This window comes from Natrialba aegyptia DSM 13077 (genome assembly GCF_000337535.1).
Lineage (GTDB): Archaea > Halobacteriota > Halobacteria > Halobacteriales > Natrialbaceae > Natrialba > Natrialba aegyptia.
The window spans coordinates 33,389-57,787 of sequence record NZ_AOIP01000039.1; the positions used below are offsets into that span (position 1 = coordinate 33,389).

The following is a 24,399-nucleotide window of genomic DNA, read 5'->3' on the forward strand; positions in this document are numbered from 1 at the left end:
GCCACGATGGTCGACCTTCCATACGAATCACTGCTCGGCGTCTCGTACGGCCTTCTGGCGGGCACCGCTCCCGCCGTCCTGTTCGGCCTGATTGCAGCAGGCGTCGGTCTCGCTCGAGACCGATCGGTACCCGCCGCGACCGGACTCCTCGCGGCCCCGTTCGCGGCTGCGATCGTCGTCTTCGGCGGGGTTCACGGCTCCGGTCCCGTCCTCGCACAGGCGATTCGACTCGCGTTTGTCGGCGTCATCGCCGGCGTGCTCGGCGTCTTTGCGACGAGCCAGGGCGCGCAGATCGCAACTGCACTCCCGCAGGACCGCACGTTTCCGATCGTCCGCGGGCAGGCGCTGTCCGCCGACGCGATCGACGCCGTCGACGCGATGGGACAAGTCACGATTCGCCCGACCGGCGCGATCCGCGAGTTCGACGGCTATCCGCCGCTCTCACCCGCTCTCCGGACCGCCCTCGAAAACGGTGCCTGGCGATTCCCCGCCGACCTTCAACTCGCCGAACTCGAGGACCGTCTCGAGCGCCGCCTCCGAACGGACCACGGACTCGCCACCGTTCGCGTCGCCATCGATGGCCGCGGGCGAGCGACGATCGCTGCCGCCCCACCGTCCAAAGGCGTTGCGACGACGCTCGACGACGGGTTCCGGGCGGTAACGGTAACCGGGCTGCTACCGACCGGCCTGGAACCCGGTGATCGCGTTTTCATTAGCGGCGACGAAACGACGGTCGAGGGAACAGCCCTCGCTATCGACGACGAAACCCGGGACGCGACCGATCACGAGTTCGTCGCGCCTGCCGCCGACGCGCTCCTCGAGTCGACCCGCCATCGGATCGCGGTGCAGCCGAGCGACGACGCCACCCACAACCACGCACTCGAGGCCGCAACGATCCTCGACGACGCCGGGCAGCCGATCACCGTCCGCGAGACCGCGCTCGCTGAACTCGATCCGGCGACGACGATCGGCGTGCGAACGGCCGGAGACTGGCACTGGCAACACAGCGCCGATGATCCGGTTCCCCAGGGTGCAGACCGGGCGTTTGTGGCCGGCTCGCCCCGGTCCGATTGTGAGGAGAGACCGTCACGATCGCAGTCCAACTCACAACCACAGCGACAGTCCACATTACAATCACAACCACAGTCACAACCCGAGGTGAATCGATGATCGATCCCGAACTCGTCGTCTCCCTCGCACGGGAGGCAGCGGTCGGATTCGTCGGAACGGCGTTGCTCGCGGCGACCGCCGGGCTGCTCGTGGCGGGGGGCTACCGCTGGCTGTCGACACGATCGCCGCCGACCGGTATTCCGGCGCTCCTCGGCCTCACGGCGGTTGCTGGAGTCCTCTCTAGCGGTGCTCTCGCATCCGGGGCGTTTCTCGGAGCCACCCCGCTGGATCATCGCCTCAGCGACGACTCGACGCCGAACGTCGCGAGCAGGCCGGGGTAGTAGACCGTGTACGCGTACAACAGGAGATTCGCGACGAAGTAGAGACCGTAGACTAACAGCAGAAGCGGCGTTGCGGCGGATACTGCAAGTAGACCGGCGAGGCCACCGTCCTCAACGTCGCCGCCGCGTCCGCCGAGGGCGGTCTCGGGATTCCACCGTGCACACGCGGCGGTTGGCGGCGGTCACACGGCGACGATATTCGAATTCTGCCAGACGACCTCGATAGCTTATCGTTTGATTTTGGGTATTACAGCGAGAACAGAGACGAATTGTCGTCGTCGCTGTCCCGGCTTTTATCGCTTTGTCTCTTCGGAATCAGTCCCGGAAACGATGATTTCGACGGTGTCTCCGGCCTCGATATCGGCCTGTTCGAGAAGGTGCAGGAACTGTTCACCGTTTCCATCAGAGAGGACGCGTGCCCGTACCGTCTCCTCGGAGCGATCGAGTTTGGTTTCGATCGCCTCCAGACGCGCGAGGAGTTCGGCCTCGATCGAATCGTCTTCCCCTCGTTGCGGACGATCCTCCTCGACATCGACAGCGGTCCCATCGCCGTCGGAAGCCGATGCCGAATACGGATCCGTCGACGGTCGCCCAAACGTGGTCTCGAGCGCGTCGAGATCGACACCCTCCGCCTCGAGATCGACTGCATCCCTTCGAACAGGTGAGCGCATTCCATCGGGATCGAACGGCTGGTTCTGTGCCCGCTCCCACTGTCGTGTCCGAATTTGCGTTGCAGCCGTTTCTGCGATCCATTCCGGGGCCTGCCACTCCCCTGCTTCGTAGAGTCGATGGATTTCTTCATCGTTCGTTCCCCAGGTAAAACAGTGATCGAAGCGACGCTGAAACTGCTTGAGCGTGTCTCCCACCGCGTGTTTGATCACGACCTGTTTGGGTGCCAGTTCTCGAACGACCCGGTCGATCGTCTCGATCGACGGATGGTTCCGGAGTTCGATATACCGTGTCGTACAGCTCACGTTCGTAACCGGCGCGGCGTCGCCCGTTGCAAGCTGGACGAAAACACCGGTCGGATCGTCTTTAACCGCGTTCAACAGTCGAGCCGCGCTTCCTTTCTGCGGCGTCTCCGGCCCGGCGATCGTCACCCGCCCCTGTTCGAGCACCGTTGCAGTCCGCTCGAACACTTCTCGTGTCTCGATCCCGGGATCGTCTAACTCGAGTGCGTTGTACAGTTTGGCGGCCTGTCCGACCATCGTAATCGGGAGCTCGCGATCGAGTGCCGCCGCGGTGTGTCCCAGCAGTATCGCGTAGTGGAGCCCGGTCAGTGAACTCGTCGCAATAACGACCTGCGAGCCGGCGTACGCTCGTTCGAGAACCGTCTGTAGCGACTCGTTGAGCGCGGTCCGATAGGTGTCCTCGGTCGAGGCGTTCAGAAGGACGGCGTCAATATCGAACGGATATGTCGTCTGTAGCTCCGGAAAGCCGGCACAGGGACGCGTCGTAAAATCTCCCGTCGCGAGGATGTGCTGTTCGCCGTTCAAGAGTTCATCAGTGGTGGTCCGGTCTCGAAAACGGATGATGAACCCGGCTGCACCGGGCGTATGGCCTGCGGAAACGGGTCGAACATCGAGATTGGCCAGAACCGCCGTCCAGTCGTCGATCGGTTCGAGCGCGTCCATTGCCTCCGATATCTCTCCGAGATCGTTGTCTTTCTGCGCCTCCGGGAGCGTCTGTTCGAGGAGGGTCGCTGTTGCCGGCGAGGTGTAGATCGGCGCGTTGTGACGGACGTTTCTCGCGAGCGATCGATAGTGATCGATATGTGCGTGTGTGAGTAAAATTGCGTTCAGATACTCGTCGTCGCCGAGTGCCGAATCGAGATCGACAGCGCCACCGGCATCGACGAGAACGCAGGCGCGTGTCCCATCGGCAGCCGTGAATCGGAGGAGGGTGGATTCGTTCCCGCTCCGAATATTCGTGTGTTGATAGGAAACGCGCATCTCATCGGCACTTCCGGTCGGCTGTATTTATATTCATTCATATTGGTTGGATTATAAATTAGATATAACCAACAAATCGGGCGATTATGGTGAACTCGATCGACCGTCGCTTCGAGTTCGGTTGGCCCTCGCGGGGTGATGTCCGGTATACCGGAACCGTCTCCGCGAACCTCCTCATCCCCTCTCCTCTTTCAGCCGAACGGATCGGGTGCTCCGTCCCGGACAGACGAGAAACTCGATCATTGCTCGCTGCTTTTGCCCCGCCGGTTACCCGTCTCTCGGGTGCCGTCCGGAGTGCCTCTCAGTGAGGCTCTGGTGAACTTTCGCGAGTTCGGTCAGTAACGGGCCGCGACCGATGAGCGCGAATCCGGCGAAGATCACGAGGAACCCAGCGAACGTCCAGGCGGAGATGGTCTCGCCGAGGAGAATCCAGCCGCCGAGTGTCGCCACGACTGGTACGACGTAGAAGATCAGGTTCCCTCGGATCGCGCCGATATCGTCTAAGAGACTGAAATACGCGATGAAGGCGATCGCACCGGAGAATACGCCGAGGTATCCAAGTGCGACGAGCGCTGTTGGTGTCCATGCGACCATTGCAGCTTTTTCTCCCGTTGCCAGGCTAAGACTGTGACACAGCACTGCGCCAACCGGGACGGCCCATGCAGTGCGTACCGTGCTCGGAAGGGATGCATCCGCGGAGCGGATGAGGATACTTCCGAGTGCGCCGCTGATTGCGCCGGTGAGCACGATCGCCTTACCGACGACTGCGCCACTGAATATGTTCGTTGGATCGAGATTAACAACGAGTGCAACGCCGCCGAGGCCGAGCAGCAGTCCGCCGACCCCGTATTTCGAAATGTCTTCATCTGCCAGCATCACGGTGGCAAATACCGGGGTCAGGATGGGATTCAGACTGTACATAATCGAGCTCACTGCACTGGTCGTGAACTGTTGTCCGATGAAGATGAACGCGTTCGCGAGTCCGATCGCAAACACGCCAGCAGCGAGGATCGATGCGATATCGGCCCGCGTTCTCGGTAGCAGTTCGCTTCGAGGAAAGCGATGCAGCACGTAGCCGAGCAGCAGCAACGCCCCGATGTCGAACCGGAACGCGACGAAGAGAAGCGGTGGAAAGTAGCTCAGTCCGGCTTTTGCGGCGACGTACGTGCCGCCGAAACAAAGGCTTGCAATGACGAAACAGACGAGCGTTCGCTTCGTCGACCGTGCCATTCTATGCTTCCCTCCGGACGATCAGCGATTCTAGAGAAACGGAGGCATCCGGTCGCAGTGCGATAGAGTCAGTCATCTGTTTCAGCGTACGCCGTTCGGGACTTTATATCTATTTAGAATCTCATGCAATTATTGAAAGAGTGAACAGGCTCGCCTCGTATTCGCTCATTGATTATTATTCATACCGTGAAAACAGTTAACCGTAATCGGAACCAAACGCCGCCATGGATTCGGCACTCGACGAGATCGAATTCCTTGCGTTGTCTGCTAACCGGGTCGAGACCCTTCGAGTGCTCAGTCACGACGCGTATACTCGCCGCGAGCTCCAGGCGGAGATCGACGCCTCCCAGCCAACGCTCAGTCGCGTTCTCAACGATCTGCAAACGCGACGATGGGTCTCGTACGACGGTGATACGTACACTGCAACGGCAACCGGTGAACTCGTCGCCGAAGCGTTTACGAACCTTTGGGACACACTCGACGCGGAAGCCGACCTGCGCGAGATAATCGAGTGGTTGCCGACGGAGGAAATGGCGTTCGATTTTCGCTGCCTTACCGACGCCACTATCACGACACCCAGCCAAATGCGACCGAACGCGCCGGTTCAGCGGATTCTATCGTTACTATCCGGATCGGAACGGGTCTCGATCTTCTCGTATGCGTTTAACGAACAGAGTCTCGATATCATCCGAGAGCACGTGATCGACGGAGACCAGCATTTCACCGGCGTGTTCTCTCCGACGGCAGTGGATGCCATCGCGCAGGATTCGATGCTTCGACAACCGCTCCAGGAATTAGTCGCGGCTGATGGGGCCGATATTCGCCTTCACGAGGATCGAATTCCGTATGCCGTGACGATCGCCGACGATGTCGTTCACTTCATGCTGCGCGACGAGGCGGGCGTTCTTCAGGGGGCGATAGATACCGACAACGAGGCTGTGGTCTCGTGGGCCCGCGAGAAGCACGCCCAGTACTGGCAGAACGCAACTCCGCTCAGTTCCGCGGATCTCATCGAGTGAATTGAGATTCGAGACGGCTCATTCCGCATCGGATTTCCGTCGGTTTCAGGTGAACGCGGGCGAATACCGTCTAGTTCTACCCTTCCCAGCTATCGTCGTCTGAGAGTTCGTTCTCGGTTGTCTCTCACTGTCTCCCGTGAACGGCATCCCATGGCGTGGCGTGACTACTGTGCTATCCAAGACGTTCGCCCGCTGTGAGGGTGTGTTGAAGCGGACGAATTTTCGTTGCTCGCGGATTCAGGACCGTTTGAGTCCGTGTCTAGAGTAGGTTTACAAGTGTACTGCCGTTATCGACCCTGTCTTGCGGATTTCCGTCTAACAGTGCCCGTTGGAAGCGCTGGTTTCAACTCCGCTGCTAAACTCCGTGATAAACTCTATGGAGCGATATAGAGTACGCTACCGTGAAGTCAAGCGCGTCAAAAACACCGGTGGATCGTGCAGTGTGCGAAAGTAACGAGACCGGGTCAAATCAGTGACCGGTTTGGCGTGTCGATTCGGTGAGTCGGAGCCCCCCGAACCCGAATCGAATCAGGAGGACGATGAATCCGCTGGCGACGACGAGTGCTCCGAGCAGGCACGGGGCTGTCGCGCCGTACTGCTGGCCGAGATACCCGGCCGTAATCGGCGCGAATGCTCCGCCGATGAATCGGAGGCTGTTGAACGCTCTCGAGGCGACGGACCGACCGTGGGACGAAACCTCCATCGCGAGCGTCGTCAGGTTTGCGTTCAGGAGTCCACAGAAGACCCCGGTAACGATGACGAGTCGGCGAGCATCTCGGTACCGCCGTTCGCGAGTCCCATCGTGCACAAAATACCCGCGAAGACGACGAGTGCGCCGGCGGAGATCTCGGCCGTCCTGAACCGTCGGTTTAGGCGGGGCGAGAGGACGGCCGAGCCGACGATCACTCACATCCCCCACGCAAAGAACACGAAACCGAGTTGGAACGTGGTGAGATCCAGGATGAGCGGCGTGTACGCGAGTAACGTGAAGAAGCCGTACGTGTAGAGGAGGCCGACTATCGCGTTCGTGAGCACGCCCGTGTGAAGGAACGTACCGACGACATCACGGACGCCTTGCTTGCGTTCCGCTTCCGGTTCGGTTACCGTGACGATGACGAATCCGAACGCGATAAGCATCAGGATGCTGGTCCGGGAGAATATCTGGTCGAAGCCACATACAAGTCAGGGAGCTCGCACGTCTCAATAACCCATCTATTATTTTATAGGATGTACCTAGGATACTACGGGAATGTATTCCTATATCTCTCCTGTGAGGTGATATACTGAGGATGTATCACGTCTCTGGGGATGTAAACGAACCGTGGTATCCCGCTCTTCGATGAGAGAGACGAGTTCACAAATAGACTATTTTCGTCGCGATTACCGATTGGGTGCAGTTACGCGGCGCTCTCGCGACTGAGACGGTCTGTTGTACCGATTTTCCGGCGCACTCGCAGGACGGTAATTCGCCGGAACCGACTTCCAACAGTCCGTTGACGGTCGCGGTCTCGTCGAACACAGGGCCGTGTACTGAGCGGTGATCGGCAAGATGGAGCGTCTTGATGCATACGGGTGGGCGTGCAACTGTACTGTTCAACGAGCAACAGGGCGAACGGTACGGCTCTGTTGAAACACTCAGAGAGTTATATGTTCGCTGTGTAATTCGACGAGATGAAGGCCCTCCCGAAGTCACGGATTCTCCGTTTTACTGAGAAAGCGATCCATCTGGCCCGTCGAGCAGTCTCTCGATACTCCTCCAAGTTCTCCAAACACCGCTATACACTTCCGCAGCACGTTGTTCTGCTGTGTCTCAAAGTGCGAAAGAACACGACCTATCGTGGCCTGCTCGACGAATTAATCGAGATGCCACGCATCCGTCGAGCTCTTGAATTAGCTGAACTTCCTACTGCTTCAACGCTTTGTAAAGCGTTCAGCCGGCTTGATATGGCTGTCTGGCGTGTCATATTGGATCTCTCAGCGACGCTACTTCCGACGAGCGGCGTTGTTGGAGTTGATGCGTCAGGGTTTGACCGCAGTCACGCTTCGAAACACTACATGAAACGCGCTGAACTCACGATTCAGTAGCTCAAGGTGACGTTACTGGTCGATCCGAAGGTAAACGCGATTCTCGACCTCCACGTGACGACACGAAAACACGATAGCCAGATCGCTCCGTCGTTGATCAAGCGCAATCCCGAGAGTATCGATATTCTGCTCGGTGACAAGGGCTACGACGACCAGAAGATCAGGCGACTTGCCCGGCAACACGAGGTTCGGCCACTGATTAAGCATCGTGAGTTCACGTCATTCCACAAGGCATGGAACGCACGCTTAGACACTGATCTCTACGGCCAGCGGAGTCAATCTGAGACAGTCAACTCAACGCTCACGCGGAAGTACGGGGCGTTCGTCCGCTCACGGGGCTGGTGGAAACAGTTTCGTGAACTCACCATCGCCTGTCTCAATCACAACATCGACCGATCACTCTGAGCGGTCAATACAGGTGCAAAATATACCGCTCAAGCTAGCACGTGTCGGTAGACCAACTGTGACACTTAGCGTTCCTGCAACCACGAGTCTTTGCGCGTTGACGCCTCCTCGAAGCGGCCGAAGTCTTATCTCTCGATCCGTTCATGCGCCAGCTTCGCCATCGGAGATTCCCCATCTTTTCTCCCTTGTGGGAGTTTTGCGTCGTGCTCGGTCTGGAAACTTGAGAGAGAACTTCCGATCTACTCCGTCGTTTGGTGAAACGTGCCCTGACAGACGAGTACACACGCTCAATTGTCGCGCTTGACGGCGGGATTCGTCACCGCGCCGTTCGCAGCGGAGTCGAAGGCGTCGCCATACTTACGGAGGAAACCTCCCTCATACTGGATCTCGGGACGCTCGTATTCGTCGAGGCGAGCTTCGAGTTCTTCGTCGCTGAGATCGACAGAGAGTTCGCGGTTGCGGATGTCAACAGTAACTGTATCACCGTCTTCGAGGGCGGCAATCGGTCCGCCGACCACAGACTCAGGGGCGACGTGGCCGACCATCGGGCCACGGGTCGCACCACTGAAGCGCCCGTCGGTGAGGAGGGCGACGTCGTCCTCATAGCCTTGGCCGACGACGGCGGCGGTGACACCGAGCATCTCGCGCATCCCGGGGCCGCCCTGTGGGCCCTCGTTCCGGACGACGATGACGTCGCCAGACTCAATGTGGCCTTCCTGCACGTAGGCCATCGCGTCCTCCTCGTTCTCGAACACGCGCGCGGGGCCGTTGTGATAGAAGCCTTCCTCACCCGTTTCCTTGAGGACAGCACCATCCGGCGCGAGGTTCCCAGTTAGAATTTTGATTGCGCCCTCCTCGTGAAACGGGTCCTCGGTCGTCGCGAGGAAGTCTGCATCGATGTCCTCGTCGTCCGGTAAGTCGAGCGTTTCCAACTCCTCGGCGATAGTGTTCCCGGTGACGGTCATCGCGTCACCGTGGAGGTATCCACCCTCCAGGAGGCGGCGGATGACGACGGGGACACCGCCGACGTCGTGGAGGTCCTTCATAACTCGCGTGCCGCCCGGTTGGAGGTTCGCAATCTTCGGCGTACGTTTGCTGATCTCGTCGAACTCGTCGATCGTAAGGTCGATACCAGCCTCGGCAGCAAGCGCGAGGACATGCAGGACGCCGTTCGTGGAGCCGCCGAGCGCTGTCTGGAGGGTAATGGCGTTCTCGAAGGACTCTTTCGTGAGGATATCGCTCGGCCGGCGATCGTTCTCGACGGCGTCGAGAACGACCTCTCCAGCCTCGCGAGCAATCTTGTAGCGCTCTTTATCCTCGGCGGGCGGTGACGCCGACCCGAGGGGGGCGAGACCGAGTATCTCGCTGATCGAGGCCATCGTGTTCGCGGTGAACATCCCGCCGCAAGAGCCTGCTCCTGGACAGGCCTCGTGCTCCATCTCGTAGAGCTCCTCCTCGGTCATGTCGCCGGTAGCGTAGGTACCAACGCCCTCGAAGACGCTCTGGACCGTGATATCACGGCCGTCGTGCTGGCCGGGGAGGATGGACCCACCGTAGAGGAAGACGCTGGGGAGATCGGTGCGGATGGCAGCCATCATCATACCGGGGAGGTTCTTGTCGCACCCGGCAACGGTGACGAGGGCGTCCATCCGCTCGGCGAACGAGACGAGCTCGACGGAGTCGGCAATTAGCTCCCGGGAGATCAGCGAGGCCTTCATTCCCTCCGTCCCCATGGAAATAGCGTCGCTGACAGTGACGGTACCGAACTCGATGGGCATCCCGCCGGTGTCCTCGATGCCAGCGATTGCAGCGTTCGCAATATCGTCGAGGTGGACATTGCAGGGCGTGACATCCGCAGCTGGGTTGGCGACGCCGACCATCGGTGAGGAGAGGTCCGCGTCGTCGTAGCCCATCGCACGGAACATCGCGCGGTGCGGGGCGCTCTCGGGACCCTTGGTCACTTCGGTGCTCCTCAGGTCGGGGTCTTTCTCGGGTATCGATTCTTCTGTGGGTTCGACATCCGTCTCGTCTGTATTCATCTCGGGTTTGCCATTCATATTCAACCGTTTTCGCGCGCTGCTATAAACCAAATATGATGTCTGCGCACCAGCTACCTAACGGCTGTTTTAGGCGAAAATATACCTGAAGAATAGGATTTCAACAGAGCCAACGGTACCTATTCCTCGTCCGAAGTGATGCTCAGGCTGGTTATCGAGTCTCTGTGGTCTTTGATGAACGTGTGCTTGCCCGTGATTCGAGCGGTCCCGGTTATCGTCGGGACCGTCAGGGTGATTCCCTCCCGCTCTTTCGTTTCGATGATTCGGCCCTCGAACCGCGTTCCGATGACGCTCTCGTGGATGTACGGTTCGTCAACAGCGAGTCGTCCACTCTCGTACAAGAGCGTCATCTTCGCACACGTTCCGGTCCCGCACGGAGAGCGATCCACCTGGCCGCCGCCGAAGATAACGATGCTGCGGTCGGCATCGTCGGAAGACTCGTAGATCTCGGTAATGGAAACGCTATCGGGTTCGCCGGAGAACGGATGCACGATATCGAGTTCATCGTTGACGGCGGCTTGGATTTCGAGGCCCCAGTCGACGAACTCGTCGGTTCGGGTGGTATCGACCGAGACGCCGAGTTGTTCGCTGTCGACGAGCGCGAAGAAGTTCCCGGCGTAGACGATGTCGACCCGAAGCGGCGAATCCAGAAACGAGACGGGGACCGTCGTCGCGTCGTAGACGAACGACGTGACGTTCTGGATCGTGACTCGTTCGACGCCTCCCTCGGCGTACTGGGGCGTCGCTTCGACGACGCCTGCCGGCGTCTCCACGCGGATCGTTGGTTCGGCGGACAGGTGTCCGTGCTCGATAAGCGCAGAGACGACGCCGATCGTCCCGTGACCGCACATGTCCAGGTATCCCTTGTTGTCCATGAAGAACACGCCGAGGTCCGCGTCCGCGGTATCCTCGTTCGGCTCGACGATGACCGCACCGAACATGTCGTCGTGGCCCCGCGGTTCTTTCATCAGCAGTTTGCGAACCCAGTCATACTCCTCGGCGAACGATTCGCGCTTCGCGCGAACGCTCTCGCCGTCGAGCGTTGACCGGTCGAGGCCATCGAGGAGGATGCGCGTCGGTTCGCCCGCCGTGTGTGTATCGATCGTCGTGAACGACGCGTCCACATGCGTGTCGTCGAAATCGTTGTCGGACGTCATTCTTCGATTACCTCCAGTTCCTCGATCTGGTCGTCGGACCAGTCGTAGTACGGGTCGTCGATCTCCCTGAGCGTTCGCACGCACTCGTTGTATCGCTGCCGAGCATCAGCCACGTACGGATTGTTCGGGTTCGTCCGAATCCATTCGCGGAGTTCTTTCAGTGCTTGCGGCGAGTAGCTATCGAGGTTCCCCTGTTCTCTGAGCAGCGTCAGTTTTCGCCCTTCGGTGCGGAGCGACCTGACGAGGACGACGCTCGCGACGCCGGGGAGTGCAAGTATTGCGAGGAGCATCGTCACCCATGCGACGGTCGAGAGCGCCATCTCAGTCACCCCCCTCCGAGGCGAGTTCTACGGACCCAGTGGACGCCTCTCCGATGATGCTCATCACAGCAGTACTCACGACGGTGAGTACAACCATGAATGCGACGCCCAGTATCATCAGGGTCTGATTCTCGGTGCCGATACTCGAGATGACTCCGTATCCGAGGATGAATATCATCACGGCCGGGATGACGTACTTGACGACCGGGTTCCACCATCGACCGACGTAGATGCCCGTATTGCGATTGAGGTCGATAACGCGGGCGCATTCAGGACCGATTTTCCACGCGACGAGCACGATGATCGAGAGCGTCGCCAGCGGGAGGCCGAAGGTGCCGAACATGAAGTCCATCTGGTCGAGGAACGACGACGAGTAGGCGCTCGGGAGTCCGAGCAGCCAGATGACTCCACAGACCGCGAGCACCGAACCGGTTCGCGAGAGATCCGTTTCTTCGGAAACGGTCGTTACGCCGACCTCGGTGATACCGAGACCGGACGTGAACGTTGCAAAGAAGAACGACGCAAAGAACACGATGGCCCACGCCGCTCCGCCGGGCAGCTCCGGGAACACCTCGGCCAGCGAGATGAACAGCAAGTTAGATCCTGCGCTCGGTTCGAGTCCGAACGCGAAGACGACGGGGAACGTTGCGAATACCGCCAGGAGACCGATACTCGTGTTTCCGACTGCGGTGAATAGACCGCCCCCGAGCGGAACGTCGTCGTACCGCCCGAGATAGCTTCCGTAGGTGAGTGCGATACCCCATCCTAATCCCGTCGAGAACAGCGCCTGGCTGAGTGCTGCAACCCACGTGCTTCCGCGAGCGAGCGATTCCCATTCGGGGGTGAAGACGAACGCTAGTCCTTCCGTTCCACCGGGGAGGGTGACGCCGCGTATCCCGACCGCGATAAGCGCGATGACCAGGAGCGGGATCATCCATTTTACCACGCGCTCAATACCGCGCCGGATTCCGAAGACGAGAACACCGGCGAGTCCGGCCATGGTGAGCGTGTGCATCCCGATGACGAGCGCGGGGTTGGAAATGAATCCCTCCCAGAACGCCTGCGGCTGGAAGCCCGGTTGGGTGAACGTCAAGAGCAACGAGTGGACAGTGTAGTAGAGCGCCCATGCGATGATCGGCGCGTAGTAGGACATCAGCGCCACGTTGACGATGAGGACGACGAGACCGAGTCCCTGACCGCGCTTACTCTGGAGAACTTGTCTAAACGATCCGATGACGCCGGTGTTCGTGTACCGACCGACCATCGTCTCGGCCATCAGACCGGGAACGGCGATGACGTACAACAGAAGAATGTACGCGACGAGGAACGCGCCGCCACCGTTCTGCCCCGTCGTAAACGGCATCCGCCAGATGTTTCCCGCTCCGACCATCGCTCCGACCATCGCCATGAGAAAGCCGAACCGGCTTCCCCACTCTTCTCTCGCTGTTCTGGCTGGTGAATCTGTCATGATAACCCTACCCAACCCGTGACATAGGTGGAAGTTATATTACTCCCCTACTATGGTTGGGTTCTTTGATATACACTCACTTGTCTCTCAGTATGAGGGCTGTGATTCGCAGATCTTGTTATCATAGGAGAACCGTCGACCTGGTCTATGATATATTTATATTTCTACTATTATATAGATGAATTGTTTGGTAGGTACTGAACTTAGTACGGGTGGGTATCGATATTGCGAAGAATGATACCTCCTATAGCGAGACGTTTTGTCGCCGGCGAATCTGCGAGCGAGTCACTCGACCACGTGGCTGACCTCAACCGAAACGGTATCGGCGGTATACTAAATGTCCTTGGTGAGCACTATCAAACCAGAGACGCCGCAGACGAGGACGTGAGTAAGTATCTGAATCTCATCGCTCAACTCGACAAGACGGAACTCACCGCATCCATCTCGGTCAAGCCCTCTCAGATTGGACTCGATGCTGGAGATGAGGTATTCGAGGACAATCTCGCACGGATACTGAGCATGGCCGATGAGAAGAACGTGTTTGTCTGGGTCGATATGGAAGATTACACGACGACCGACGTAACCCTCGACGCGTACACGCAGTCCGCCTCCAGATACGGGGGTGGCGTTGGACTCTGCGTACAAGCCAATCTCAAACGGACGGGTGACGATCTCGAACGCCTCGCTGAGGTTCCCGGCAAGGTTCGGCTCGTCAAGGGTGCCTACGATGAACCGTCGGATGTCGCATACCAACAGAAAAAGCACGTCAATGAAGCGTACAAGAACCATCTCGAGTATATGTTCCAGACGTTCGACAGCGGGATCGCCGTTGGGAGCCACGATCCCGAAATGATCGACTACGCGAAAGAACTTCGAGAGCGGTACAAAACCGACTTCGAGATACAAATGCTGATGGGCGTTCGAACGGAGGCCCAACGTGAACTCGCCCGAGAGGGGTACGAGGTCAATCAGTACATCCCGTACGGGAACAAGTGGGCGTCGTACTTCTACAGACGAGTTCGCGAGCGCAAAGAGAACCTGTTGTTTGCGGCCCGAGCCGTCCTTACATCCTGAGACGGGTCGACTCTTCGGTCAGTCGTGACGAACCGTCTCGTCTGGCTGGCCTGATCCGTTGCAGACACACCGGGTAGTATGGGGAATCTGTCGACGACGCACCGAGTGGTCGACCCCGCTTTGGCCGCAGACAGATCCGTCCTCATCGCGTGGCACCCGGAAGACGGAGCATCCGCCGATGGAATCAACGATCTCGTACCCACAACCGTTCATAGTCGGGGTTGGTTTTATATATCTTCTTCCGAACCCATTTACAGGCTTCGTAATGGCAACTGAATACAGAACGGAAGACACAACCAGTCTCACGCTCGATATTTGGCACCCAAATTGTTGGACCCTTGAAGTAACGGCGCAAGCAGATGCGGATTTGATCGCCCACACGGTATACAAGGCTCCCTCCGCCGATGAATCCCGATCAGCGGAGTCGCTTGTCCGCGGGCATTTCACCGCCTATGCGGACACCACACAAGAAGTCAAAAAACTAGTTGCGGCTGCCGAGCAATCCGAGCATACGCAGTCAGTGATGGAGTTCGAACGCTGCCACGACTTTACCGGGAGAGCGACGAACTACGGGAACGCCTCGTGTGAACTGTTCGTCGAATACGACCACCGGAACACGATGAGCGACGCGTTGCTTTCACACGGGTTCATACACGACGCTCCCGTCCGCGTTCGTGACGGCCGTGAATACTGGCCCGTCGTCATTACGGGGGATCGGGAAGATATCAATGCGCGTCTCGATTCGCTTCGCGAAGAGAAAGATGCAGACGTCTCCGTCCGCAGAGTGGTGTCGTCGAACCGCAGTCACTCTCAGCCGAACCAAGAGACGCTTTCAGAGCGTCAGCGAGAGGTATTTGAACTCGCCTGTACCCACGATTACTACGCCTGGCCCCGGGGAATCACCACGAAAGAACTCGCGAAAAAGACCGACATCTCGAAGACGACGCTGCTGGAGCACCTCCGAAAAGCGGAGGCGAAGCTACTGAACCAAGAGTGATGGGCGGTCGGATACCGATCCGAACTCGATAAGACCCGTTTTCTGGACTGACGACTCTCGCATTCGGTCGATCGAGTGCATTTTGAAACCACGAGTTCATCCCATTACTTGCTCGTGAGGGCAGAACCGCTGTGGGGTCTTGGAGATTTGCGGTGGTTCCGGAATTCGGTATTCGGTGTGAGGTTGTTGCTGTTCGTTCACAGTCGTTGCACTGCCGTGGCTTCGGGTGTGACAGCAGACAGGCCACAACAGGGAATAGTCGACAGCTGGCGAGTAAATCTCTGTGCAGGCTCCCTCACGCGGGTTCCCACTCCGCGCGACCAAGTGTACCCTGATCGATCGCCGCCCCTTCAGTAGCAATCTCGAGGGCTACGACGAGTCGAAGACACTCCGTGATCGCGATTCGGGCACCCGCGCCCGTTTAGGCATTGCCCAGATGCTGGTCGAAGAACTCGGTCAGCTTGTCTACGGCCGGGGTGACGTACTCGTCCCTGTCGTAGAGGTCGACGTGCGTCGCGCCTTCGATCGTGAAGAGTTCGGCGTTCTCGCCGGCTCCCTCGACCGCGTCCTCGCTGTAGTGCAGCGTGGATGCCTCGGTGCCAGCAATCATCAATAGCGGTCGTGGAGCGATCTTATCGATGTCGGCGTACGGGTCGAACTGATCGAGTAAGTCGGCGCTGCGGGCTACCCACTTGTTGGTTGCACGAGGGTGCCGGCCACGGGACGTCTTGTAGTAGTCGACGAACTCGCGGATGCTCTGAGGAGTCGAGTCGTCTATCTCGTTCTGTTCCGGCAGCGCACTGACTAGAGTGGCCGGGAAGCCAGCGGCTTCCTCGGTACGTAACGTTCCCGCTTGCTCGACCATCTGCTGAAATCCTTCTGGATCTGGATTTCGGAAAAAGCTGGGAACATCTGCTGCGCTGACAGTTGCCACGGCCTTCATCCGGTGGTCAGTCTGTGCGGCGTACGGGGCGTAGCCGCCCGAACCGCAGATGCCGAGCACGCCGATCCGCTCGGGATCGACCTCCTCGCGGGTCGTCAGGTATGACACGGCGTTGCGGAAGTCCTCGGAGCGCTGGAACGGATCTTCCAGGCCGTGGGGCTCGCCCTCGCTCTCACCCTGGTAGGCCGCGTCGAACGTGAGCACGATGAATCCCTGCTCAACCAGACGCTGGGCATACACGGCCGGTGACTGCTCCTTCACTGCAGTCGTCTGGTGGCCGATGACGATGGCTGGAAGCGGCGTCGAAGACGGATTGTTCGGGGCGTAGAGTTGCCCTGCAAGCGTCATGCCCGTACTCGGAAAACGCACGCTCTCGAACTGTTCACCCGGTTCAGCTCCGTTGGTAACTGACATCACCAGAAACGAAGGTCGAGAGCGGCTTGGGTTCGATGTTATCTGTAAACGGTGTTTAAGTATCTCTACGGACCACGTGCAGATGAACGGAACTGGCACTTGGCTCGTCGGAGAAGTCCGTCCAGTGAGGAGTGCGAATTAGCTACCTCCTCAACTGAGGGTTGGCGCGGACGTTCGTCGTATCCACGAGTCGGAGCGAAATTCAGTGCCTCCGAACACATGGTCTGCGGTCCAGAATTTTAACCGTCCGCAGAGCGTAGCTCTGTACAATGAATATCACGACTGAACTCGTTCTCCGTTCGCCCTCGCTCCCACTCGTCAGTATCACGGAGACGCTGCAACCCGATGAAGTAGACTGCGTTCACGCACTCTGTCTTCACTCGGACGTTCGGACGTTCACCGTGCAGTTTGACCTCGACGACGACGTCTCTGAGGCAGAACTCTCGGCGCTCGATGAAGTAACTGAGGCGACTCTCCTCGGCGAAACGAGCGATAGAACCATCTACCAGCTCACGGTTGAACTCGAGGATTCTGTCTCTGAAGCCTTCACTACTGAACACATCGACAGCACGCAACTGAGATCAGCGACTATCAGTAAGAACCGATGGCACGAAACGAAACTGTTCAAAGACTACAAGGCATTTAACGACTTTCGAGCGAGTTGCGAAGACAATGGTATCTCTCTGGATCTCGTATCCATTACTTCTAATCCATCTCTATCTGATGATTCGTCACAGGAGGGAGTCACCGAGCGACAACGAGAGGCGCTCTCCCTCGCACTCTCTCGTGGGTACTACGAGAGCCCGCGTCAAGTCACGGCCGAAGAACTCGCCGCTGAACTCGGCATCTCACAACCCGCTCTATCGAGTCTCCTCCGCCGCGGCGAGCGCCAACTTCTCACCGATTCGTTAGAGACGAGAGACCGCTTAAACGCGGTTTCTAGATAACAGCACGCCAACCGCCGTCGGTGATGTCCTCATCGTACCAACCCATAGTACGGTGGATGACGACATCGACGCCCTTGTTGAGACAGCAACTGACGAATATGGTCGAATCGATATCCTCGTAGACGGTGCTGGATGCCGCTAGCGTATCTCTGGGATACAGATTGTGAGACACTGCCGACAACCATCGATGTCAATATTCGTGGGGCTGATTACATTCACACGCGCTGCCATGCCTGCGAGGCTGGAGCAGAAGAGCGGACGCGTCATCAATCTCCTCAATTGTGAGCCAATGCCAAATAGAGAATAGTTCTCATTACTTCTCAGACGGGAACACCCCTGCGTCTGTATTGTTATCGGCCCTTTCAGCGATAAGGACACCCACTTGATCGTGTATGCGCTCGACTGCTATCAGCGAAACGAGTGGTACGCAAATACTGGGCAACTAATTCAGGATTCCCGAGACACGTATCCCGAGGATCGTTCTCCTGAAATAAATTCATAGCTCCCCGATTTCGCCATCTGATAGCAGGACAGGCCGATAGTAAATCCCACTCGATTAGTTCTCTATACCCCATTCGAACGTTTTTGATAGCGGAAATACTATCGAAGAGCGGACTTCGGGTAATTATCTCGCGTCTGTAGAGTTCAGTAAGTGACTCTGGACTTCTACCTGGGTAGTCGACCTGTTCTATCGGTTACCTCGCAATGGCCAAAAAGTGCTCCATCCTCCGAAACTGTGGCAATTCACAATTTCGGAGGATGGATTCATAACCCTCGGAATACTTTCTCTACTAAGAATGGCTGTGAGAAACGGAGAGGAAGGAAGTATTGAACTCACCCTTGATATTTGGCATCCGCAGTGTTGGACGCTCCATGTAACAGAAGATACTAACGCGGATCTCCTTGGACACGGCCTCTATTCAACCAACGATACAGTTCACGGCCTCTTCACAGCCTCTGCACAGTCGATTTCTGAGGTTGACCAGACAATAACAGATATTCAAGAATCGGCACTCACAGACGATGTCTGGACGATAGGTAGTCAAGACGGGGTCGAAGTACCAGCTACTACTGGGACTGCGACACGAGGATTTCTCGTCGAATGGGGCGTTGATACAGGGGAGAACATCATCGATTCACTCGTTAATCACGGCTTCGTTCCACGACGAACCTACCAGATGACGAGTGGTCGTGAGCAGTGGAGCGTGATTACCACAATGGATCGCCATGAAGCCAAAGACCAACTCAGCGATGTGAGTTCCGAAACTGATGCTGATATCAATATTCAGCGAGTCACGTCCAACGGTCGCCAGCCAAGTGGCCCATCTCAATTGGATGTTCTTTCCCCTCGACAGCGGGAAGTGTTCGAATATGCTTGTCAGCAGGGGTACTATGACTGGCCTCGAAAGGTCTCCGCGACCGACCTCGCGGACGATCTCGGCATTACAAGGGCAACTGTAACTGAACACCTCCGGAAAGCGGAATCCCGTCTATTCACCCCTTTTGGTAGTACCTCGCCCGCGAGGGGCGAGCCATACATGTAGGGGACGGGTTCTCCCTTCTCTCGTCCAATAGTAGTTGCATATGCCTCTCACTGCATTTACACATGGAATCGTCCTCGCAATCGGTCTCATTGTTGCACTCGGTCCCCAGAACGTCTTTGTCTTCCAGCAAGGCGCAGCTCAGCCCCGCCTCACCCGCGCTCTTCCGACTGTGCTTACTGCGGGTATCTCTGATACACTACTAATCCTTCTCGCAGTTCTCGGTGTTTCGGTCGTGGTTCTCCAGTTTGCGTGGTTGCAGACCGTGCTGTTTGGGGCTGGGTTCGTGTTCTTGCTCTATATCGGATGGGCGCTTTATTCCTCACCTGCACTCGATGTGGACCCACATACAGAGGAATTTCTCGGAACGAGCGAGCAGATCGGGTTTACAGCATCTGTCTCATTACTGAACCCACATGCAATTTTGGACACTATTGGTGTGATTGGGACTAACGCATTAGCCTATTCCAGGCTAAACCGCTGGATATTCACTGCAGGTTGCCTGTTCGTGTCGTGGGGATGGTTTAGTGGGCTCGCTGTCGCGGGGTGGGCACTGGGTGAGTCTGCAAATGCTGACCGTTGGATGCGGTATCTCAATACGGTCTCGGCAGTTGTCGTCTGGCTTGTCGCGCTCTACATGGGCTGGCAGCTTATTGGATCATTAGAGATCGTGTAGAGAAGTGAGAGCGCGTGATGAGTCCGAAATCTGGAGAGCTATCCGTTTAGCTCGCTCGTACTCCTTCAATTCGATTCAAACAAACCGGGCACAGAATGCTAGCTATCCAGATTCCTGTATCTTCGAGATGCAGTCGTTTATGAGCCTCGTACAATGTGGGACGGCACAGGGTGCTCATCGGTTCGCTCGATTCTCTAACAGAGAGCGAACCCATCACGGAGATACTCATCTTAGGGCGGTCAAACAATTCACTCCGGAGAACTTGCTCGAGGGATTCGATAGTGCCACGGGCCGTGTACTCTCAGTTATCGAGTCTGAAGCGTCGTTTCGCCGGCCCGTGACGGTTGCGATCGACATTACGACCCTCCCCTACTACGGGCGGACAGTTGAGATGCCGATGGTGAGTGGGACGAAAAACGGTGAGGGGCGAGCGTTCAAGTTCGCGACCCTCGCGGTTGTCGGGCGGAATATCCCGCTTGTACTGGCCGTTGAGCCGGTGCGTGAAAGTTCGTCGTGGGACGAGAATCCACCGAATCAGATTCATCGTGTCGTCCGCCGGCTCCTTCTGCGCGCAAAAGACCACGTCCCGATTGAGATGGTCCTGTGTGATCGGGAGTTCAACTCGATGCGCGTCTTCCAGACGCTCTCGAACCTCGACGTCAACTACCTCATTCCGAAACGGATCACGAGCTCAGAACGCGAGGTAATCGAGCAAATGGACGAAGACGACCAAGAGGTCGCTGTTGAGACGGCTTCCGTTCATGTTGAGGTGGGCTCGCACCCGATGCGGTTCCTGTATGTTCCGTCGACGGGTGGTGAAGGGACGACGGTGTTTGCGACGAATCTCCGAGTCGGACCGGATGAGGCTAAGACGTTCTGTCGGCGGTATAGTCGACGGTGGCAGATTGAAAACGAGTACGAGAGCATCAAAGGCGAGTTTCTCGCGAAGACATCCTCGAAAGAGTACCGCGTCCGGCTGTTCTACTTTGTGTTCGCCGTCCTGTTATGCAATATCTGGCGACTCACGGACTTCCTGTTGAAAGTGGGTGTCGATGGAGAGATGGACCACACGCCCGTGTTGACCGCGGGCGAATGCGTTGAGCTCGTCGCGTCGGCGTTGATTCCGCCCGATTAACCGGTTTAATCCCCGCTGAGTCTGCTTCTCAGGAGTGGTGGCGCTGTTCAGCAGCGCAGAATCCGCACAATTTCTCACTCTCTGCCGATAGTCATGCCCGCGAATGTTCGAGATTAACTCTGGATCGATGAGAGGAACCACAAGTCAACGGGGGTCTGACCCACAATTTTCCTATCCTCCGAAACTGTGTGCCTTCTATTCTTCGAATCCATATAGCGGTATATGATTCACCATGGTCGGTCTGTTAGCGGCTATTTATTCGCAGCGGCGTCAGTCTCAAAGACGATTTCGGGGCCTCGATAGCGCTCTGGCCACGATTTCGAAACCGAGGGCACGTTGACGAATCGGTATCTCCTTTCGGCTTAGATAGAAGTCACGGACAGGGAGAGTTCGAGGCCGACGTGATCGGTCAGGTAGTTCGGGACGTCACCCTCGTCGTCGGCGTAGAACTGCTCCGGCGATGCGAGTTCACGCCAGAACACGCGGCGGTCGATGCCGTCGACGCGTGCTTCGAACTCGTGCTCGGCGGTTGGCTCTTCGATGAAGACGTAATCGATCCGCTCGCCTGCATCGTCTTGTGGACAGTACGCCGGCGGTGCGGTAGTCGGATCGAAGGCGCACCCGTTGCTGATCGCGTCGTCGTTCGTGCCGCCCGATCCGGTTCCGTGCTCGAGCCACGCGTCGGCGACGCCCGTGGTCGTCGCGAAGTCATCGAGCGCCCCGGCCGCTTCGCCATCGGGTGCGATATTGAAATCGCCCGCCACGACGGTCACGTTTTCCGGACTGGTCTGTGCGGCGACGAACGCGCTCAGTTCGTCCAGTTGTTGGCGTCGAAGTTCGGGGATGTCCTCGTCGCCGCCGCTGGCCCACGGGAGCAGCGATCCGGTCACGAGGTGCGTCGTAAAGAGGTCTATGTTCCCGACGCCAACGTCCAATTCGACGTAGTGGGCTCCCTTGCCGACGTGCGCGTCGACGTACGTGAGGTTCCCGTCCGGTTCCGCATCGTATTCGAGCCTCGCCTGATCGGTCACGGAAACGCCGGATACCAGGTCGAGCAGTCCCGCGCCCTTCTCGCCACCGTCCGGTTCGGGTCCCGGAATCGCCGTCCCGGTTCCGGCGGCAGCGGCGTACTCGGTTTCGACCGTCTCCTGTTCGTCGTTGAACACCTCGCAGAGCCCGACGATATCGTACCCCTCCGCACCGAGCCGGTGGCCGAGTTCGACTGCGCGTTCCTGATACTGGGGTTTCGCCGCAATATTGGACGGAGCCCCCAGAACGCCCTCAATTCCATCGGTGAGCCACGAGTTCACCCAGAGGAATCGGTACGATTCGGACGCTGCTCGAACGGATTTCGTCGCTCCCGGGATGCCGAGGACGAGACTTCCGAACCCGGCCACACCGGCTTGCAGTGCTGTTCGCCGTCGGATCGTCGACTGTGACTGATCGGTCATGGTCGCGGGTTCGTATACAGAACGAGAACGTATATTAGATGCTATTGGTAATATATTGTAGTAACTACTGGTACATAGGATATTTATCGGCTACGAGCTTCGGCGGAGAAGCGGAATGAGACGCTATCGCGTTATTTCTTCGATGCCACCGGCGGTTCCGATCCTTTTCGTCTCTCGCTTTCGGCCCGACTGCGGGTCGACAAAAATCAACCTATATTGTATAGGGGAAACGTAGGTTGTATTAGTGTGGAACACTATGGTGGTCTCGTGAACGTTCGAACGAGACGACAGCCGCACGGAGGGAGGCGATGAGTTCCGGGACGGACGCGGACGATACCGACACCGACACCGTCACCGACACCGACGCCGACGCCGACGCTGGCGGCGGACACTGTTCAACGCCGGACAGCGACGGCGAAGTCGCCGAAGAGATCGCGATAATTTCCTTCGAGCGGAAACTCGAGACGGCCGAATCGATCCGATCTGAACTCGCGGATCGGTACGAGACGATCGAGATCATCGAGTACCACGGCGACGTCTTCGAGGAGCACTGGGGCGAGTTCGATTGTTTCATCGGGCTGATGGCCTCGGGAATCGCGATGCGAAAGACGGCGCACTTGCTCGACGACAAGTGGGACGATCCCGCGATCTGCGTCGTCGACGAGGAGTTGACCTGGGCGATTCCGATCACCGGCGGCCACCACGGTGCGAATCAGGTCGCACAGGATCTGGCGTCCATGGGTGCCGTGCCGGCGATGACCACCGCATCAGAGGCCGCCGGCAAGCAGGGCGTCGAGTCTCGCGCGAAGGCGATGGACACTCACGTCGTCAACGGTGATTCGACCGTCCAGACGAACCTCGCGGTGCTCGACGAGAACCTCGGTCCCGTCGCGCGACTCGAGGGGCCAAGCGCCGTGCTGGTCGGCGACGACGTGACCGTTCTCAAGCGGAACAAAGACGACGGCGTCGTCCTCGGTACCGGCAGCGTCTCGGGCGCGGATACGGCGGCGTTCCTCGACGCCTGGGAGGACGCCCTCGATCGGACCGACTACGACCTCGACGATGTCGAGTTTATCGGCACCGCCACGCGGAAGGCGGACGAGGAAGGGCTGCTGGAGGCGGCTCAGGAACTCGATCTCGGCGTCGTCACCTTCGACAAGGAGACGCTGCTCGACCACGAGGGGCCGACCCCCTCGAAATCGAAGGAGCTGATCGGCTGGCCGGGAGTGTCTGAAGCGAGCGCGATCGCCGGCGGGGCCGCTCAGGAACTCGTCCTCGAGAAGGTGAGCTACGAGAACGAGGTCACGGTGGCGATCGGTCGATGAGCGTCGAGGACGCCCACAGTACCGAGGCCGACGGCGAGGCGGGGACGCCCGCCGATCACGGCACGCTCTACGTCGTCGGTATCGGCCCGGGCCTACCGGCGCACATGACGGCGAAGGCAAAGCGGGTTATCGAGTCCGCCGACGTGGTCATCGCCTCGAGTCTCTACCAGGAGTTCCTCCGGGACGACGGGACGCTTCCGCCGGCGGACGCGACGGACGAGGACGGGATCGCCGTGCGCGAGGACGGCACCGAACAGGAGATCGTCCGCTCGACGATGGGTCGACAGATCGAACTCGCACGCGCGGCGTTCGATTACGTTCGCGAGGGCAAAGACGTCGCCCACGTTTCGGGCGGCGATCCGTCGGTCTACGGCAAGTCGGACCTGCTCTTCAAGATGGCCGACGAGGACGACGCGACGGACGTTCCCATCGAAATCGTTCCCGGCCTCACCGCGGCGCTGGGCGGGGCGGCGAACGTCGGCGCACCCCTGTGTAACGACTTCTGTACGGTCTCGCTCTCGGACAAGTGGCGCGGCTGGGACGAGATCGAGGAGAAGTTGCGGGCGGCGGCGATCAGCGACTTCGTGATCGTCCTCTACAACTGCTGGCGAAACTACGAGCGGGCCGTCGAGATCGTTCGCGAGGAGCGCACCGACGACGCGTTCGTCGCGATCGTCAACGACGCGGGCCGCGCCGACGCCGGCCGAAACGGCGAGAGCGAGTTCATCACGACGCTCGGCGAGGCGACCGAC

The 24,399-nt window shown here is 58.4% G+C and carries 20 protein-coding genes and 2 pseudogenes; 12 read left to right on the forward strand and 10 right to left on the reverse strand.

From position 1 onward, the window contains the following. The first annotated feature begins 6 nt into the window (after nucleotides 1–6). The gene (locus C480_RS16830; protein WP_006666818.1) at nucleotides 7–1,170 is read left to right on the forward strand and encodes a YdcF family protein; all 1,164 of its coding nucleotides are present in this window, start codon (nucleotides 7–9) and stop codon (nucleotides 1,168–1,170) included. Further along, nucleotides 1,167–1,451 (forward strand): hypothetical protein, encoded by a 285-nt coding sequence (locus C480_RS16835; RefSeq protein WP_006666819.1) that lies wholly within the window; start codon nucleotides 1,167–1,169, stop codon nucleotides 1,449–1,451. Before C480_RS16830 ends, C480_RS16835 begins: the two co-directional genes overlap by 4 nt. Nucleotides 1,452–1,744: 293 nt before the next feature. On the opposite strand, the gene C480_RS16840 is transcribed toward C480_RS16835, so the two are convergent. Next, complete coding sequence (locus C480_RS16840) at nucleotides 1,745–3,403, reverse strand: MBL fold metallo-hydrolase (RefSeq protein WP_006666821.1); 1,659 nt, start codon at nucleotides 3,401–3,403, stop codon at nucleotides 1,745–1,747. A gap of 267 nt (nucleotides 3,404–3,670) precedes the next feature. Next, nucleotides 3,671–4,633 (reverse strand): DMT family transporter, encoded by a 963-nt coding sequence (locus C480_RS16845; RefSeq protein ID WP_006666822.1) that lies wholly within the window; start codon nucleotides 4,631–4,633, stop codon nucleotides 3,671–3,673. A 224-nt stretch (nucleotides 4,634–4,857) separates the two neighbouring features. Between C480_RS16845 and C480_RS16850 the strand changes: the two genes are divergently transcribed. Continuing rightward, on the forward strand, nucleotides 4,858–5,652 hold the full coding sequence (locus tag C480_RS16850; protein WP_006666824.1) for a helix-turn-helix transcriptional regulator: 795 nt from the start codon (nucleotides 4,858–4,860) through the stop codon (nucleotides 5,650–5,652). Nucleotides 5,653–6,121: 469 nt separating this feature from the next. Here the strand turns inward: C480_RS16850 and C480_RS16855 are convergent, their stop codons facing one another. Further along, nucleotides 6,122–6,460 carry an MFS transporter gene (locus C480_RS16855; protein WP_049903865.1) on the reverse strand — a complete coding sequence of 113 codons (339 nt, stop codon included), beginning with the start codon at nucleotides 6,458–6,460 and terminating at the stop codon, nucleotides 6,122–6,124. A gap of 98 nt (nucleotides 6,461–6,558) precedes the next feature. Beyond that, nucleotides 6,559–6,789 (reverse strand): MFS transporter, encoded by a 231-nt coding sequence (locus C480_RS16860; RefSeq protein ID WP_049903867.1) that lies wholly within the window; start codon nucleotides 6,787–6,789, stop codon nucleotides 6,559–6,561. 534 nt (nucleotides 6,790–7,323) lie between these two features. Here C480_RS16860 and C480_RS16865 point away from each other — a divergent pair. Next, a pseudogene (locus tag C480_RS16865) lies at nucleotides 7,324–8,142 on the forward strand (IS5 family transposase). A 287-nt stretch (nucleotides 8,143–8,429) separates the two neighbouring features. Here C480_RS16865 and ilvD read toward each other — a convergent pair. From ilvD to C480_RS16885, 4 genes are all read right to left on the reverse strand, one after another. Then, nucleotides 8,430–10,181 (reverse strand): dihydroxy-acid dehydratase, encoded by a 1,752-nt coding sequence (gene ilvD, locus C480_RS16870; RefSeq protein ID WP_049903873.1) that lies wholly within the window; start codon nucleotides 10,179–10,181, stop codon nucleotides 8,430–8,432. Between the two features lie 137 nt (nucleotides 10,182–10,318). Further along, a complete protein-coding gene (locus C480_RS16875) occupies nucleotides 10,319–11,356 on the reverse strand; it encodes a proline racemase family protein (RefSeq protein ID WP_006666828.1) in 1,038 nt (345 codons plus the stop codon). Further along, nucleotides 11,353–11,676, reverse strand: a complete 324-nt coding sequence (locus C480_RS16880; RefSeq protein ID WP_006666829.1) for a hypothetical protein — start codon at nucleotides 11,674–11,676, stop codon at nucleotides 11,353–11,355. Before C480_RS16880 ends, C480_RS16875 begins: the two co-directional genes overlap by 4 nt. A gap of 1 nt (nucleotide 11,677) precedes the next feature. Continuing rightward, the gene (locus tag C480_RS16885; RefSeq protein ID WP_083873399.1) at nucleotides 11,678–13,144 is read right to left on the reverse strand and encodes a sodium-dependent transporter; all 1,467 of its coding nucleotides are present in this window, start codon (nucleotides 13,142–13,144) and stop codon (nucleotides 11,678–11,680) included. Between the two features lie 234 nt (nucleotides 13,145–13,378). On the opposite strand from C480_RS16885, the gene C480_RS16890 reads away from it, so the two are divergent. Both C480_RS16890 and C480_RS24775 read left to right on the forward strand, forming a co-directional pair. Next, a complete protein-coding gene (locus tag C480_RS16890) occupies nucleotides 13,379–14,218 on the forward strand; it encodes a proline dehydrogenase family protein (protein ID WP_006666832.1) in 840 nt (279 codons plus the stop codon). Nucleotides 14,219–14,483: 265 nt separating this feature from the next. Next, entirely contained in the window at nucleotides 14,484–15,215 is a 732-nt protein-coding gene (locus C480_RS24775) for a helix-turn-helix domain-containing protein (protein WP_241433850.1), read from the forward strand. 421 nt (nucleotides 15,216–15,636) lie between these two features. Here the strand turns inward: C480_RS24775 and C480_RS16900 are convergent, their stop codons facing one another. Then, nucleotides 15,637–16,506: an alpha/beta hydrolase gene (locus C480_RS16900; protein ID WP_206537314.1), complete on the reverse strand. Its 870-nt coding sequence runs from the start codon at nucleotides 16,504–16,506 to the stop codon at nucleotides 15,637–15,639. 335 nt (nucleotides 16,507–16,841) lie between these two features. Here C480_RS16900 and C480_RS16905 point away from each other — a divergent pair, with 335 nt between their 5' ends. The 4 genes and pseudogenes from C480_RS16905 to C480_RS16920 form a co-directional block, all read left to right on the forward strand. Then, complete coding sequence (locus C480_RS16905; RefSeq protein WP_006666835.1) at nucleotides 16,842–17,519, forward strand: helix-turn-helix domain-containing protein; 678 nt, start codon at nucleotides 16,842–16,844, stop codon at nucleotides 17,517–17,519. Between the two features lie 797 nt (nucleotides 17,520–18,316). After that, the gene (locus tag C480_RS22335; RefSeq protein WP_083873400.1) at nucleotides 18,317–19,063 is read left to right on the forward strand and encodes a helix-turn-helix domain-containing protein; all 747 of its coding nucleotides are present in this window, start codon (nucleotides 18,317–18,319) and stop codon (nucleotides 19,061–19,063) included. A gap of 40 nt (nucleotides 19,064–19,103) precedes the next feature. After that, nucleotides 19,104–19,736: a LysE/ArgO family amino acid transporter gene (locus C480_RS16915; RefSeq protein WP_006666837.1), complete on the forward strand. Its 633-nt coding sequence runs from the start codon at nucleotides 19,104–19,106 to the stop codon at nucleotides 19,734–19,736. A gap of 34 nt (nucleotides 19,737–19,770) precedes the next feature. Continuing rightward, a pseudogene (locus C480_RS16920) lies at nucleotides 19,771–20,871 on the forward strand (transposase); the annotation flags it as partial. A gap of 362 nt (nucleotides 20,872–21,233) precedes the next feature. On the opposite strand, the gene C480_RS16925 reads toward C480_RS16920, so the two are convergent. After that, nucleotides 21,234–22,322, reverse strand: a complete 1,089-nt coding sequence (locus C480_RS16925) for an endonuclease/exonuclease/phosphatase family protein (protein WP_006666839.1) — start codon at nucleotides 22,320–22,322, stop codon at nucleotides 21,234–21,236. A 308-nt stretch (nucleotides 22,323–22,630) separates the two neighbouring features. On the opposite strand from C480_RS16925, the gene cbiG reads away from it, so the two are divergent. Continuing rightward, nucleotides 22,631–23,647 carry a cobalt-precorrin 5A hydrolase gene (gene cbiG / locus C480_RS16930; RefSeq protein WP_006666840.1) on the forward strand — a complete coding sequence of 339 codons (1,017 nt, stop codon included), beginning with the start codon at nucleotides 22,631–22,633 and terminating at the stop codon, nucleotides 23,645–23,647. Beyond that, nucleotides 23,644–24,399 (forward strand): precorrin-3B C(17)-methyltransferase (locus tag C480_RS16935; RefSeq protein ID WP_006666841.1); only part of this gene is annotated, 756 nt, incomplete at its 3' end. The genes cbiG and C480_RS16935, both read left to right, overlap by 4 nt.

Coding starts and splice junctions, on each gene's coding strand:
- cbiG (WP_006666840.1), top strand. CDS start 22,631: ATGAGTTCCGGGACGGACGCGGACGATACCGACACCGACACCGTCACC.
- C480_RS16845 (WP_006666822.1), bottom strand. CDS start 4,633: ATGGCACGGTCGACGAAGCGAACGCTCGTCTGTTTCGTCATTGCAAGC.
- C480_RS16905 (WP_006666835.1), top strand. CDS start 16,842: ATGAATATCACGACTGAACTCGTTCTCCGTTCGCCCTCGCTCCCACTC.
- C480_RS16835 (WP_006666819.1), top strand. CDS start 1,167: ATGATCGATCCCGAACTCGTCGTCTCCCTCGCACGGGAGGCAGCGGTC.
- C480_RS24775 (WP_241433850.1), top strand. CDS start 14,484: ATGGCAACTGAATACAGAACGGAAGACACAACCAGTCTCACGCTCGAT.
- C480_RS16880 (WP_006666829.1), bottom strand. CDS start 11,676: ATGGCGCTCTCGACCGTCGCATGGGTGACGATGCTCCTCGCAATACTT.
- C480_RS16885 (WP_083873399.1), bottom strand. CDS start 13,144: ATGACAGATTCACCAGCCAGAACAGCGAGAGAAGAGTGGGGAAGCCGG.
- C480_RS16925 (WP_006666839.1), bottom strand. CDS start 22,322: ATGACCGATCAGTCACAGTCGACGATCCGACGGCGAACAGCACTGCAA.
- C480_RS16830 (WP_006666818.1), top strand. CDS start 7: ATGGTCGACCTTCCATACGAATCACTGCTCGGCGTCTCGTACGGCCTT.
- C480_RS16900 (WP_206537314.1), bottom strand. CDS start 16,506: ATGACGCTTGCAGGGCAACTCTACGCCCCGAACAATCCGTCTTCGACG.
- C480_RS16860 (WP_049903867.1), bottom strand. CDS start 6,789: ATGCTTATCGCGTTCGGATTCGTCATCGTCACGGTAACCGAACCGGAA.
- C480_RS22335 (WP_083873400.1), top strand. CDS start 18,317: ATGGCTGTGAGAAACGGAGAGGAAGGAAGTATTGAACTCACCCTTGAT.
- C480_RS16840 (WP_006666821.1), bottom strand. CDS start 3,403: ATGCGCGTTTCCTATCAACACACGAATATTCGGAGCGGGAACGAATCC.
- C480_RS16875 (WP_006666828.1), bottom strand. CDS start 11,356: ATGACGTCCGACAACGATTTCGACGACACGCATGTGGACGCGTCGTTC.
- C480_RS16915 (WP_006666837.1), top strand. CDS start 19,104: ATGCCTCTCACTGCATTTACACATGGAATCGTCCTCGCAATCGGTCTC.
- C480_RS16890 (WP_006666832.1), top strand. CDS start 13,379: ATGATACCTCCTATAGCGAGACGTTTTGTCGCCGGCGAATCTGCGAGC.
- ilvD (WP_049903873.1), bottom strand. CDS start 10,181: ATGAATACAGACGAGACGGATGTCGAACCCACAGAAGAATCGATACCC.
- C480_RS16850 (WP_006666824.1), top strand. CDS start 4,858: ATGGATTCGGCACTCGACGAGATCGAATTCCTTGCGTTGTCTGCTAAC.